At 56.7% G+C, this 13530-nt stretch carries 15 protein-coding genes; 6 read left to right on the forward strand and 9 right to left on the reverse strand.

Features of this window, described 5'->3' with window-relative positions; all coding sequences use genetic code 11:
• Position 1: 1 nt before the first annotated feature.
• The 4 genes from RMS03_RS05040 to RMS03_RS05055 are packed head-to-tail and all read right to left on the reverse strand — an operon-like array spanning position 2 to position 4097.
• Positions 2 to 784, reverse strand: coding sequence for an ABC transporter ATP-binding protein (locus tag RMS03_RS05040; protein ID WP_310626007.1), 783 nt, complete (start codon positions 782 to 784; stop codon positions 2 to 4).
• A complete protein-coding gene (locus RMS03_RS05045) occupies positions 781 to 1869 on the reverse strand; it encodes an ABC transporter permease subunit (protein ID WP_310626008.1) in 1089 nt (362 codons plus the stop codon). Before RMS03_RS05045 ends, RMS03_RS05040 begins: the two co-directional genes overlap by 4 nt.
• A 5-nt stretch (positions 1870 to 1874) precedes the next feature.
• Complete coding sequence (locus RMS03_RS05050; protein WP_310626009.1) at positions 1875 to 2804, reverse strand: branched-chain amino acid ABC transporter permease; 930 nt, start codon at positions 2802 to 2804, stop codon at positions 1875 to 1877.
• Positions 2805 to 2807: 3 nt separating this feature from the next.
• Positions 2808 to 4097 (reverse strand): replication-associated recombination protein A, encoded by a 1290-nt coding sequence (locus RMS03_RS05055; protein WP_310626010.1) that lies wholly within the window; start codon positions 4095 to 4097, stop codon positions 2808 to 2810.
• Positions 4098 to 4232: 135 nt separating this feature from the next.
• Between RMS03_RS05055 and RMS03_RS05060 the strand changes: the two genes are divergently transcribed.
• Positions 4233 to 4634: a GNAT family N-acetyltransferase gene (locus tag RMS03_RS05060; protein WP_310626011.1), complete on the forward strand. Its 402-nt coding sequence runs from the start codon at positions 4233 to 4235 to the stop codon at positions 4632 to 4634.
• On the opposite strand, the gene RMS03_RS05065 is transcribed toward RMS03_RS05060, so the two are convergent.
• From RMS03_RS05065 to RMS03_RS05075, 3 genes are read right to left on the reverse strand one after another with little or no spacing between them, the layout of a single operon-like run.
• A complete protein-coding gene (locus RMS03_RS05065) occupies positions 4635 to 5153 on the reverse strand; it encodes a DNA-deoxyinosine glycosylase (protein WP_310626012.1) in 519 nt (172 codons plus the stop codon).
• A 7-nt stretch (positions 5154 to 5160) separates the two neighbouring features.
• Positions 5161 to 5847, reverse strand: a complete 687-nt coding sequence (gene lolA, locus RMS03_RS05070; RefSeq protein WP_310626013.1) for an outer membrane lipoprotein chaperone LolA — start codon at positions 5845 to 5847, stop codon at positions 5161 to 5163.
• Between the two features lie 17 nt (positions 5848 to 5864).
• Complete coding sequence (locus RMS03_RS05075) at positions 5865 to 8216, reverse strand: DNA translocase FtsK 4TM domain-containing protein (RefSeq protein WP_310626014.1); 2352 nt, start codon at positions 8214 to 8216, stop codon at positions 5865 to 5867.
• 104 nt (positions 8217 to 8320) lie between these two features.
• On the opposite strand from RMS03_RS05075, the gene trxB reads away from it, so the two are divergent.
• From trxB to rpmG, 3 genes are all read left to right on the forward strand, one after another.
• Positions 8321 to 9277 (forward strand): thioredoxin-disulfide reductase, encoded by a 957-nt coding sequence (gene trxB / locus RMS03_RS05080; RefSeq protein WP_310626015.1) that lies wholly within the window; start codon positions 8321 to 8323, stop codon positions 9275 to 9277.
• A 129-nt stretch (positions 9278 to 9406) separates the two neighbouring features.
• Complete coding sequence (rpmB, locus tag RMS03_RS05085; RefSeq protein WP_310609115.1) at positions 9407 to 9640, forward strand: 50S ribosomal protein L28; 234 nt, start codon at positions 9407 to 9409, stop codon at positions 9638 to 9640.
• A gap of 25 nt (positions 9641 to 9665) precedes the next feature.
• Complete coding sequence (gene rpmG / locus RMS03_RS05090) at positions 9666 to 9836, forward strand: 50S ribosomal protein L33 (RefSeq protein ID WP_100131508.1); 171 nt, start codon at positions 9666 to 9668, stop codon at positions 9834 to 9836.
• A gap of 71 nt (positions 9837 to 9907) precedes the next feature.
• Here the strand turns inward: rpmG and RMS03_RS05095 are convergent, their stop codons facing one another.
• Positions 9908 to 11119, reverse strand: a complete 1212-nt coding sequence (locus RMS03_RS05095; protein ID WP_310626016.1) for a fatty acid desaturase — start codon at positions 11117 to 11119, stop codon at positions 9908 to 9910.
• Between the two features lie 51 nt (positions 11120 to 11170).
• On the reverse strand, positions 11171 to 12505 hold the full coding sequence (locus RMS03_RS05100; protein WP_310626017.1) for an RsmB/NOP family class I SAM-dependent RNA methyltransferase: 1335 nt from the start codon (positions 12503 to 12505) through the stop codon (positions 11171 to 11173).
• 20 nt (positions 12506 to 12525) lie between these two features.
• On the opposite strand from RMS03_RS05100, the gene RMS03_RS05105 reads away from it, so the two are divergent.
• Together RMS03_RS05105 and purN are read left to right on the forward strand one after the other, a co-directional pair.
• Complete coding sequence (locus RMS03_RS05105) at positions 12526 to 12762, forward strand: DUF1653 domain-containing protein (protein WP_310626018.1); 237 nt, start codon at positions 12526 to 12528, stop codon at positions 12760 to 12762.
• 45 nt (positions 12763 to 12807) lie between these two features.
• Positions 12808 to 13425 carry a phosphoribosylglycinamide formyltransferase gene (purN, locus tag RMS03_RS05110; protein ID WP_310626019.1) on the forward strand — a complete coding sequence of 206 codons (618 nt, stop codon included), beginning with the start codon at positions 12808 to 12810 and terminating at the stop codon, positions 13423 to 13425.
• Positions 13426 to 13530: the final 105 nt, after the last annotated feature.

Genomic DNA, 13530 nt, shown 5'->3' on the forward strand with positions numbered 1-13530 from the left:
CTCAATGCCCCCCATGCCCAGATTGCGTGCCGAGATAGGCTTCGATCACTTGCGGGTTACGCTGCACGTCAGCAGGTGTGCCTTGGGCAATCACTTTGCCGTAGTCCAGCACGGTCACGCGGTCGCACAGGCCCATGACCAACTTCACATCGTGTTCAATCAACAGCACCGTGCGCTGGTCGCGACGAATTTTGTCGATCAACGCACGCAGTTGGACTTTCTCGGTGGCGTTCATGCCCGCGGCGGGTTCATCCAGCGCGATGAGTTGGGGGTCAGTGGCCAAGGCACGGGCAATCTCTAAGCGGCGTTGGTCGCCATAGCTCAGGGTGCGTGCTTTGTAGTCTGCGAAATGGGCGATACCCACATAGTCCAGCAACTCGCGGGCGCGTTGCTCAATCGCGAACTCTTCGGCTTTGAATTTGGCGGTTCTGAAAATTGCACCAAGCAAACCAGAACTTGTGCGCACATGACGTCCCACCATCACGTTCTCCAAGGCGGTCATCTCAGCAAACAAACGGATGTTTTGAAACGTGCGTGCAATACCGGCCTGCGCCACGCGATGCACCTCGGTGGGCGCGTACGGTTTGCCTGTCAAGGCAAAGCTGCCACTGTCGGGTGTGTAAAGGCCCGTGATGACGTTGAAGAAGGTGGTCTTGCCCGCACCATTGGGGCCAATCAAGCCATACACCTGACCACGCTCAATCTGCATGGCCACATCGGTCAAAGCTTGCAAACCACCAAAGCGTTTGGAAATGCCCGAGACATTCAACACGAGGGCGCTCATCGCGCACCTCCTTGTGGATTCAAGTTTTTGCCATGTTCAGGCGTCGGCCACAAACCGCGTGGTCGCCAAAGCATGATGGTGATCATGGCCAATGCAATCAGCAGTTGACGCAAGATGGCCGCATCCAAACGGCCATCGGTCATGGCTTGCAAAGGCCCCGCCACATAGCGCAACGCCTCAGGCAAAGCCGCCAGCAGCACCGCGCCCAAAATGACGCCAGGCAAATGCCCTAGGCCGCCCAGCACTACCATCGCCACAATCATCACCGACTCCATGAGGCTGAACGACTCGGGCGAGACAAAACCTTGAAAAGCGGCAAACATGGCACCCGACACACCGCCGAAGGTTGCCCCCATACCAAAGGCCATGAGCTTTAAGTTGCGGGTGTTCAAGCCCATGGCTTTGGCCGCAATCTCGTCTTCACGAATCGCCATCCATGCGCGGCCAATGCGTGAATATTCGAGTCGGTGACACACCACCACACTCACTACCACCAGCGTGAGAAACAGGTAGTAATACAACGTGACTGAAGACAACTCAATGAAGCCCAAGTCCAAACGCTTGGACAGCGGGTAACCCAACACCGTGACTGCATCAATCTGCCCCAAACCCTTGGGACCATTGGTGATATTGACGGGATGGTCAAGGTTGTTCAAAAACACGCGGATGATTTCGCCAAAGCCCAAGGTCACGATGGCCAAGTAGTCCCCGCGCAGCTTGAGTGTGGGCGCGCCCAACAGAAGACCAAACAGTCCCGCCAGGCCAGCAGCCAATGGCAATACCAACCATAGACTGAGGTGTAAGCCCTCTGGGAACATCGCTGCAATCCAAGGGAACATATCGGTCAAATGCGGTGAAGCCAGCAGGCCAAACAAATAGGCACCCACGGCAAAGAAGGCCACATAGCCCAAATCGAGCAGCCCTGCATAGCCCACCACAATGTTTAAGCCGAGCGCCAGCAACACATACAGCAAGGACATATCGGCGATGCGCACCCACGCATTGCCAAAGCTTTGCAACACCAGCGGCAACGTCAGCAGCACAACGGCCATGAGCCAACGGTTCGAGAGTAATTTGTACGTCATCTGCGTCAAGCCCTGTCTGCCACGCGTTCACCCAGCAAGCCCGAGGGGCGCAGCGTGAGCGTGATGATCAAAACGATGAATGCCAAGATGTCGGTGTAGTGGCTGCCCAGCACGCCCCCCGTGAGTTCGCCTAAATAGCCCGAGCCAATCGACTCAATCAAGCCCAACAACAAGCCACCCACCACCGCACCGCCTAAGTTACCAATGCCGCCAAACACAGCGGCGGTGAAGGCTTTGAGGCCAGGCAAAAAACCCATGGCATGGTGGGCCGTGCCGTAATTCATGGCCCACATCACACCCGCAATCGTGGCCAACACCGCACCAATGATGAAGGTGGCAGAGATCACCAGGTCAGGCTTGACCCCCATGAGACTGGCCACACGTGGGTTTTCTGCGGTGGCACGCATGGCACGACCGAGTTTGGTGCGGTTGACCAACCAAGACAACACGGCCAATGCCACGGCGGTCAAGCCCAAAACCATGAGCTGCGTGGGCGTGATGACGGCTTCGCCAATTTCAAACGGTGTGGTGGGCAAGAGTGCGGGAAACGGTTTGTAGTTGGGCTTCCACACAATCATGGCCAGCGTTTGCAGCAAGATGGACATGCCAATGGCCGTAATCAGCGGGGCCAGCTTAGGTGCGTTGCGTAAGGGACGGTAGGCAATTTTTTCAATCGCGTAGTTCAGTGCAGCGGCGGCCATGCAAGCCAAGACCATGGAGATGAGCAACAACACCCAGCCAGGCGTGTCGGGCATCAGGGGTTGCAAAAAACCAATCACTGACCAACTGCACAAGGCTCCCACCATCAACACCTCGCCATGTGCAAAATTGATGAGGTTGATGATGCCGTAGACCATGGTATAGCCCAAAGCCACCAGCGCATACATGCTGCCGAGCACCAAGCCGTTGATGACTTGTTGAAGCAAGACGTCCATTTTTTATTTACCTGCTTGTTGGTTTTTGTCGCGCAAGTGGCGCAATTTGTCAGCAATTTTGATTTCTAGACCACGCTCGACAGGGCGGTAAAAACCCGCACCCTCCAAGCCTTCGGGCATGTAGTTTTCACCCGCTGCAAAACCGTCTTCTTCGTCATGGGCATAGCGGTAGCCCTTGCCCCAGTCCATGTCTTTCATCATCTGGGTCGGGGCGTTGCGCAAGTGCATGGGCACAAGGCGTGTGCCGTCTTTTTTGACGAGGGCCTTGGCCTCGTTGTAGGCCTTGTAGACCGCATTGGACTTCGGCGCCACCGCCAAATACACCACGCACTCAGCCAAGGCCAACTCGCCTTCGGGCGAGCCCAAACGCTCGTACACCTCAGCCGCATCCAATGCCAAACGCAAAGCGCGTGGATCGGCCAAGCCAATGTCTTCGGCCGCCATGCGAATCAAGCGACGCGCCATGTATTTAGGCTCCGCGCCACCATCGAGCATGCGCACCAGCCAATACAAAGCCGCATCAGGGTCAGAGCCACGCACCGATTTGTGCAGCGCGCTGATGGTGTCGTAAAACTGTTCGCCCCCTTTGTCATAGCGGCGCATGCGCTCGCCCAACACACGCATGAGCCATGCGTCGTTGATTTCTTTGAGCTTCTCGCGGTTGGCGGCTACCGATAGCGTTTCAAGCGTGTTGAGCAGTCGGCGTGCATCACCATCGGCATAAGCGATGAGCCTCTGCAAAGCAGCGTCTTCCAAAGCAGGCACCGCACCCATGGCTTGCGCTTTGGCAATGATTTGGGTGAGGTCTTGTTCGGTCAACGACTGCAACACATACACCGCAGCCCGCGACAGCAACGCCGAGTTCACTTCAAACGATGGATTTTCAGTGGTCGCACCAACGAAGGTGAACAAGCCCGATTCGACATGCGGCAAAAACGCGTCTTGCTGGCTTTTGTTGAAGCGGTGGACCTCGTCCACAAACATGATGGTGCGCTTGGGGTCAAGCGAGTCACGGGCCGCGATGGCCTGTTCCACCGATTCGCGAATTTCTTTCACCCCACCCAGCACGGCGCTGATGGACAAAAACTGCGCATCAAACGCATCGGCCATCAAACGGGCAATGGTGGTTTTGCCCACACCGGGCGGGCCCCACAAAATGCAACTGTGCGGCTGGCCCGACTCAAACGCCACGCGAAGCGCCATGCCCTCGCCCAGCAAATGCTGCTGGCCAATGACCTCGCCCAGCGTGCGCGGGCGCAGTCGTTCGGCAAGGGGAATGTGGGTGGAGGACACGCTCAAAAAGAGTTTGATTTGGACACACAAGGAGTGTAGCGAAGGGTTCACCGCCACTTACTGCCCATAAACTTGCATTCATCAGGAGTAGCCATATGACCCTGACTTCCGCAGATGAACGATATTAGGCACACCATGCAGGCGATCGAGTTTCAACACAACACACCGCTCCAAGTCGCAGACATTGTTCGCGTCTTCAACGCCTCTGGCATCACGCGCCCCACGCACGATGCAGCACGTATTGAAAAGATGTTTGTCCATGCCAACCTCATCGTCAGCGCTTGGCACAACGGTGTGTTAATTGCACTAGTGCGCGGGCTGACAGACCACAGCTATTGCTGCTACTTGTCAGATTTAGCGGTAGACAAGGCTTACCAACACCAAGGCGTAGGCGAAGCCCTGCTCAAACAGGTGCGCCAAGTCTTGAGCCCCGAAGTGTCTTTGGTCTTGCTCTCTGCGCCGAGTGCCATGGCTTATTACCCGAAGGTGGGATTCAGCACCTCAGACAACGCCTTCATCATCAAACGTGAACGCTAATCAGTGCAGCAAGTCGACTGCCTGAAACACCTCACGCCAAGCGTCCAACTTGCGTGCGAAGGACCAACTGGCATTCGTAGGGCTGGTGGACGGCAAACGATAAACAGGCAGTCCCAGCAGGCGCGTGTGTTTAGCGTGTTTGAAACTCTCGCCCCCGTTGTGTGCGATGGCTCGCAAGGCTGGGCAACGCGTGCGCAAGCTTTGCAAATCGTTGGGCTGTGCGTTTTGAATGTGAGCGTCTAGGCTGCCTTCACGCTCGCACGCGGCATACACATCCCACAAGCCCACGCCGTGGTTGAGCAGCCATTGCGCACGGGCCGCATACGGCAAGGTCAAGACAGTCGCAGGCTCAGCGGCCAACAGCGTGGCCATGATTTTCCAAAACTGGTTGTGTGGGTGACCGTAATACTGTTGCGCACGCAACGAGGCAACGCCAGGGAAGCTACCCAGCACCACCAAGCGTGTACGGGGACTCAACAAAGGCGCCAAGCCTTGCAAGACGGGCCTTGCCTGCGTCATGCTGCGCTCAAGGGCGAATGACGCTCACGCCTTTGGGTGCGACAAAGTTGAATGACGCAGCACCGAGGTTGGCGGGGTTCACTTCAAAGCGTTCAAAGCTGAGGACGGAGTGTTGGCCCATGACATCCAAAATTTCCAGCTTGCTCAAGCTCAGCTGTGCGCCATCGACACGCAAACCTAGGCGCACCGATTGAATGGTGCTGTCGCGGTTCTTAGGCGTGGCTTGCACCCACTGCAAGCCATCGGCATCGGCTTGCGCTTCTAAGTTGAACTCTTTTTGCAAAGTCCCCACATCCACCGCAGTGGCCACCAATGCGGCAGGGGTGCTGCTCAAGGTCTGGGCTTGTTGGCGGGCGGTGACTTGCTCAAGGTCTGCGTCATACAACCACAAGGTTTGGCCGTCGGCGACGATGACTTGAGGAAACGGCTTGAAGTAGTCGAAACGAAAACGCGTGGGGCGCACAAACGAGAACTGCCCGGTCGATGTTTTGCTACGCATGCGCGTCTGTCCTGCTTTCGCCGGTGCAGTGACGACTTGCATGAAATCCGCACGACCACTCTTGGTGGACTTTAAAAACATCTCTAGGGTGTCCAAGCTGCTGGCATGTGCTGCACTTGCAAAGCAGACGACCGCCAAGCCCAGCGCTACGGCATGCGACAAAGCACCGCGCCAAACCCGGTGCGATAGACGCATCACATCACGCATCTCGCTTACTCATCGCGCTTAGGCACCAAAATTTCACGCTGACCGCTGCTGCTCATGGCGCTGACCATGCCGGCCTTTTCCATGTCCTCCACCAAACGCGCGGCGCGGTTGTAGCCAATTTTCAAATGGCGCTGTACCAGAGAGATGCTGGCCTTGCGGTTTTTCAGCACCACCTCCACGGCTTGGTCATACATGGGGTCTTTTTCAGCCGGCACATCACCAAACAAATCGGGCCCGGAAGGGTTGCCATCGCCATCGACGGTGCCGCCTTCGAGCACGCCTTCGATGTAGTCGGGCTCGCCTTGGCTCTTGAGGTAGTTCACCACGCGGTGTACTTCTTCGTCACTCACAAACGCACCGTGGACGCGCACGGGAAAGCCTGTGCCGCTGGCCATGTAGAGCATGTCGCCCATGCCCAGCAAAGCTTCCGCGCCCATTTGATCGAGGATGGTGCGGCTGTCAATTTTGGAGCCGACCGAGAACGCAATACGTGTCGGGATATTGGCTTTGATGAGGCCCGTGATCACGTCCACGCTGGGGCGCTGGGTCGCCAAGATCAAATGGATGCCAGCAGCGCGGGCTTTTTGCGCCAAGCGGGCAATCAGCTCTTCGATCTTCTTGCCCACCACCATCATCAAGTCGGCCAACTCGTCAATCACCACCACGATGTGAGGCAGGCGCTGTAGTGGCTCGGGCTGCTCAGGGGTCAAGCTGAAGGGGTTGTAGATGAATTCTTCACGCGCAGCGGCTTCGTCAATCTTGGCGTTGTAGCCAGCGAGGTTGCGTACGCCGAGCTTGCTCATCAGCTTGTAGCGTTTTTCCATTTCACCGACACACCAGTTCAGGCCATGGGCGGCTTGGCGCATGTCAGTAACCACAGGTGCCAGCAGGTGGGGGATGCCTTCGTAGACCGACATCTCCAGCATCTTGGGGTCGATCATCAGCAAGCGCACATCACGCGCTTCAGCCTTGTAGAGCAAGGACAAAATCATGGCGTTGATGCCCACCGATTTGCCTGAGCCCGTGGTGCCCGCGACCAAGACGTGCGGCATCTTGGCCAAGTCCGCCACGATGGGATTGCCCACAATGTCTTTGCCCAAACCCATGGTGAGCATGGACTTGGATTCGTTGTACACGTCTGAACCCAAAATTTCGCTGAGGCGAATGGACTGACGTTTGGCGTTGGGCAACTCCAACGCCATGTAGTTTTTACCGGGGATGGTTTCGACCACACGAATGGACACGAGCGACAAGGACCGCGCCAAGTCTTTGGCAAGGTTCAACACTTGTGAGCCCTTCACGCCAGTGGCAGGTTCAATCTCGTAGCGGGTAATCACAGGGCCAGGGGACGCCGCCACCACACGCACTTCCACGCCGAAGTCTTTGAGTTTTTTTTCAATCATGCGGCTGGTCATCTCCAGCGTTTCGGGCGCCACGGTGTCTTGGCGAATCAGTGGGTCATCCAGCAAGTCCACTTGCGGCAAGCGTGAGTCGGTGGCGACATCGGTGAACAAGGTCTTTTGACGCTCTTTGGCGACGCGTGCGCTCTTGGGTACTTCAATGACTTCTGGCTCAATGTGCACCGCAATGGGGGGGTGTTCTTTGATTTCTACGCGTTCTTCAAACACCACCTCTTCACGCTCACGGGCGGCGACCAAGCCATAAGCCACATCCTCTTCGCGCTCGCGACGTTCGCGCCACGACTCGTACATGCCATCCAGCCATGCACCAAGGTTCTCTGCGGTTTGCCCCCAAGAAAAACGAAACACCCACGATGCGCCGACCACACCAAACACAATGAAGATCAAGCCAGCGCCATTGAAACCTAACCAGTTCAAGCTCGACGGACCCACCAAGTAACCCAGTACACCGCCGCTCACATGGCCCGGCAAGCGGTCTTCAAAGCGGTACATGCGCGTCCATTCCAAGCCCGTGCTGGACATCAGCAGCAAAATCAACCCTGCCCAAAACGCAAAGCGCGTGTAGCGCCAGCCCAAGTGATCGGGTTGAGGTTCGTCTTCGTCACGCAAGCGATTGGCCAAGGCTGCCAGCCACGCCACCAAAGCTGCGGCATAGCACCACCAGACGGAGTAGCCCAGCAGGAAAAAACTCAAGTCCCCCAACCAAGCGCCCAAACGCCCCCCAAAGTTACGCACCACGTTGCCTGAACCAGAGGTGGTCCATGCAGGGTCAAGTGACGAATGGGTGATGAGTGCGAGCAACCAAAAGGTCATGAACACAAAGCCCGCCGTCAGCGCAATCTCTTGTGCGAAGCGGCGAAAACCTGTGGGCTTGTGGTCCGCATCGGCAGTGGATGCGCGCGGATCATTCTTTAATGTATTGAGCGAGTAAGTCATGTCTAGAGGCAGAGCTTACCCGAGCGGCAACCATGCACCGTCAGGGGTAAAGGGAGAGGTTCTTACAATATTGGCTTTATTGTCTCTTTGATTGCCCTCTCCAGATGTCTACCACCCAACACGCCCAAGTTTTGATTCTTGGCTCAGGCCCTGCTGGCTACACCGCCGCTGTTTACGCAGCACGCGCCAACCTCAAACCCCTGTTGATTACCGGCATGGCCCAAGGCGGCCAACTGATGACGACCACCGAAGTCGACAACTGGCCTGCCGACGTACACGGCGTGCAAGGCCCAGAGCTGATGCAACGTTTTCAACAACACGCCGAGCGCTTCAACACCCAAATCGTGTTTGACCACATCAACCAAGTCGATTTCTCCAAACGCCCCTTCACCTTGACAGGCGACAGTGGCACTTACACCTGCGACAGCCTCATCATCTGCACTGGCGCCTCGGCCAAGTATTTGGGCCTGCCTTCTGAAGAAGCCTTCATGGGACGCGGCGTGTCGGGCTGCGCGACTTGCGACGGTTTCTTCTACCGCGATCAAGTGGTCAGCGTGGTCGGCGGCGGCAACACCGCTGTGGAAGAGGCCCTGTATCTGTCCAATATGGCTTCCAAAGTTCACTTGGTACACCGCCGTGACAGCTTCAAGGCCGAGGCCATCATGATCGACAAGCTCATGGAAAAGGTCGCCGCAGGCAAGATCGTGCTGGAAACCGACAGCACCTTGGACGAAGTGCTGGGTGACGCCTCGGGCGTGACTGGCATCCGCCTGAAGAGCACCAAAGACGGCAACACCCGAGACATCGCCACCCAAGGCTGCTTCATCGCCATCGGCCACTCGCCCAACACCGGCATTTTTGAAGGCCAATTGGCCATGAAAAACGGCTATTTACTCACCAAGAGCGGCTCAGAAGGCTTTGCCACCATGACCAGCGTGCCCGGTGTCTTTGCGGCGGGCGATGTGCAAGACAACATCTATCGCCAAGCCATCACGAGCGCCGGCACGGGCTGCATGGCGGCCTTGGACGCCCAGCGCTTCTTGGAGCAAGGCGCACATTGATACACGTCCATTAAAAAACGCTACAATATTAGGCTTTGCTGAATCGAGCAAAGAGATGGGTTACCGCCACCCTTTTTGGCGAGGTGAGGCGCTCGTGGGAACTTGCCGCCGTTGATATGGAGTGTCCACATGGCACGCGTATGTGAAGTCACGGGCAAAGGCCCAATGTCTGGGAACAATGTTTCCCATGCCAACAATAAAACAAAGCGCCGGTTCTTGCCGAACCTGCAATACCGCCGTTTCTGGGTAGAGACTGAAAACCGTTGGGTGCGCTTGCGCGTCTCTAGCGCAGCTCTGCGTTTGATCGACAAAAACGGCATCGACGCCGTGCTGGCTGACTTGCGCGCGCGCGGTCAAGCTTAATTCCAGACACTGAAAGGACACGATCATGGCATCCAAAGGCGGACGCGAAAAAATCAAGCTGGAATCGACAGCCGGCACAGGTCACTTCTACACGACCAGCAAAAACAAGAAAACAATGCCCGAGAAAATGTTGATCATGAAATTTGATCCCAAAGCTCGAAAGCACGTGGAATACAAGGAAACCAAGCTGAAGTAATTCAGATGGATCCAATAAAAAACCCGCTGACCTTTTGATCAGCGGGTTTTTTTATTGTCTGTGCGTTTGGTTTACACGCGCGCCGCACGCAAGTGCATGGAGAATTCTTGCAAGGCAGCAATGCCGCTGGTCTCGGCCCGTTTGCACCAAGCTTGCAGGTCTTGCGCCAGTTGGGCACGGTTGTGGTTGGTGTTGAGCCACAGTTGGCGCAACTCCTCACGCATCTTCACCATGGTGTCGACATCGGGCAAAAGCGCGCGGGCTTGGGCGAGTTGGGAAACTACTTTGGCAGGCACTTTCTCAACGTCGCGGTGCATCCAGCGCTTGGCCGCAGCCAGCACAGAATCTGTAGGCAAGGTGGGCAGGCTGGACAACTCTTGGTTCATAGCCAAACGCAGTTGACGTGCGTAATTGGCCATCACTTCATAACGGTTGGCAATCACAGCTTCTAAGGTCTTCTCATCCGCCACAGGCTTAATGTCGCCAAACGCCAGCTTGGGTACTGTCTTTTTCACAGTGGCCAAACCGCAAGTTTCTAACATGCGGATGTAGAGCCAACCCAAGTCGAACTCGTAGGGTTTGACCGACAACTTGGCCGATGTGGGGTAGGTATGGTGGTTGTTGTGCAACTCTTCACCACCAATCAGGATGCCCCAAGGAGAGATGTTGGTGCTGGCGTCTGGCGCCTCAAAGTTACGATAGCCCCAGTAGTGGGCAGCGCCGTTGATGATGCCGGCGGCAGTGACGGGAATCCACATCATCTGCACCGCCCACACCGTCAGGCCCAAAGCGCCGAACAAGGCCAAGTTGATGATGAGCATCAAGGCCACGCCTTGCCATGAGAAGCGGGTGTAAAGGTTGCGCTCAATCCAGTCGTCAGGTGTGCCGTGGCCGAAACGGGCCAAAGTTTCCAAGTTCTTCGATTCTTTGCGATACAACTCAGCGCCCGTCAACAACACGGTTTTGATGCCATGCACATGGGGGCTGTGTGGGTCTTCCGCTTGCTCGCATTTGGCGTGGTGTTTGCGGTGAATCGCGGTCCACTCTTTGGTCACTTGGCCTGTGGTGAGCCACAACCAGAAACGGAAGAAGTGGGCGGGAATCGGATGCAAGTCCAGCGCGCGGTGGGCGGAGTGGCGGTGCAAATAGATGGTCACGCTGGCGATGGTGATGTGTGTCAACGCCATCGTGACGATGAAGACTTGCCAGCCAGAAAAATGCAGCAAGCCGTAGCTCAGCCAGTTCAACGTGGCGTCAAGCCAAGCCCAATTGGATAACAACATGTCTATCTTTCAACTTGTGGAAATTAACCGTTAATTTTAAGGTTTGGGCGCTTATTTGGCTACCCAAACTGCGGCAAAGAAGCCGTCCGTGACATGTAGATGGGGCCAAAGGCGCAAATACAATCCGTCTGTCGTACACAAAGATGCTGCATTGGCTACTTTCAACTCAGTCAGGGTGTCGGCTGCGGACAACGGGACAAAGTTGGGGTGTGCGGCACTGAAGGCTTGGGCAATGGCCTCGTTCTCTTCTGGCAACACACTGCATGTCGCGTAAACCAAGCGCCCCCCCGACTTCACCAAACGTGCGGCGCTGGCCAAGATGGCGGTTTGTTTTTCGGTCAGCTCTTGCACGGCCTTGGGTGACTGGCGCCACTTGAGGTCAGGATTGCGGCGCAAAGTGCCAAGGCCCGAGCAAGGTGCATCCACCAACACGCGGTCAATCTTGCCGCTGAGGCGCTTCACACGGTCATCACGCTCGTGCGCAATGGCCGATGGATGGACGTTGGACAGCTTGCTGCGCGCCAAACGTGGTTTGAGCGACTCCAAGCGATGTGCCGACGTATCCAACGCATACAAGCGCCCCGTGCTGCGCATGGACGCACCGATGGCCAGCGTTTTACCGCCAGCACCCGCACAAAAGTCCACCACCATCTCACCGCGCTTGGCATCGAGCAACAAGGCCAGCAACTGTGAGCCTTCGTCTTGCACTTCAATCGCGCCACGCGCAAAAGCGTCTAGGTTAGACAGCGCAGGTTTGCCCTCAATGCGCAAACCCCACGGCGAAAAAGGTGTCTCCACCGCTTGGATACCCGCGAGCTTCAACTCGTGTTGCACATCGGCGCGTTTGTCGGTGAAGGTGTTGACACGCAAGTCCAGCGGCGCACCGCCGTTCAACCGTGCGACCAAGGGCCAAAAGCCCTCGCCCACCTGGGCTTTGAGTGGCTCCACCAGCCACTCGGGCATGTTGTGGCGATGACGCTCCATCAAATCAACGGGGTTTACCGCTTCGCAGGCTTCGAGCCATGCGGCTTCTTGTTTGTTCAACGCGCTGAACAAAAAGTCGAGCGGGCTGTTGTTGGCGTGCTTGGCGCTCTTTGGCGCGTTGTTGGCAGGCGCTTGGTCTTTCAAGTGCTGCGCAAAGCCAAGGATAGCCAAGCGGCGCTCTTTAGGGCCAGAGCCCGAAGGCGCGAAGTGGTCAAGGCGCAGTTTGTTACGCAAGACGTTGTAAACAGTTTCTGCTAGGGCCGCACGCTCGCGTGGGCCGAAGGCATAGGTTTTGCGGTAATCACGAAAAAACTTAGACACCACCGCGTCGGCGGGGTGGTCAAACTTACAGGTGAGGCGAACAAGCTCAGTACAAGCTTCAAGAAGGGCTTTTGGATGCATAGGGTGTATTGTCCCACCCTATGAACGATCACGACCTCACCCCCCTGCAAGAAACCCCCATCGGCTTGTATCGCCATTACAAAGGCGGCCAATACGAGGTCATTGGCACCGCCCGCCACAGCGAAACACTAGAGCCCATGACCGTCTACCGCGCCCTCTACGGCGCACACGGCCTGTGGGTGCGCTCCGCGGCCATGTTCAGCGAGCAGGTGCTGATTGACGGCGTGATACAAGCGCGCTTCGTCAAAACCAGCTAAGCCTTGTATGCAGCGGCGTTGCCAGCCTCGCGATAATTCGCAGCAATGAAAAACATCGTCATATTGATTTCTGGCGGCGGCTCCAACATGGCCGCCATCGTACGCACCGCGCAGGCCCAAAACTGGGCCAAACAATTCAACGCGCAGGTGAGCGCCGTCATCAGCAACAAAGCCGACGCCAAAGGCTTGGCCTTTGCCAAAGAACATGGCATTGACACGGCAGTCATCGACCACAAAGCCTTCGCCGATCAGCCCCAACCCCGCGAAGCCTTTGACGCAGCCTTGATGAAAGAGATTGACCAACACCAGCCCCACCTCGTGGTGCTGGCCGGCTTCATGCGCATCCTGACCCCGGGCTTTGTGGCGCACTACGAAGGCCGACTCATCAATATCCACCCCTCACTCTTGCCCGCTTTCCCTGGCCTGCACACGCACGAGCGCGCCATCAAAGCCGGCTGCAAATTTGCCGGAGCCACCGTCCACCGCGTGACCGCCGAGCTAGACCACGGTGAAATACTCGCACAAGCCGTGGTGCCCGTGTTGCCCGGCGACACCGCAGACACACTGGCTGCGCGGGTGTTAACGCAGGAGCATTTGATTTATCCGAAGGCGGTGGCTGATTTGTTAGATGGCGGATTCAAGGACGAAGTGCAACAAAGATGAACTGGTTATAGGTGGCTGAGGATGCGAGAGCATCATGGCCGCTTTAACCGCCAAGTCGAAGTTGCCCAATGTACAAGCACCTCAGCCGAGAAGAACGATACCAAA

It is taken from the genome of Limnohabitans sp., assembly GCF_031538885.1.
Taxonomy (GTDB): Bacteria; Pseudomonadota; Gammaproteobacteria; order Burkholderiales; family Burkholderiaceae_C; genus Limnohabitans.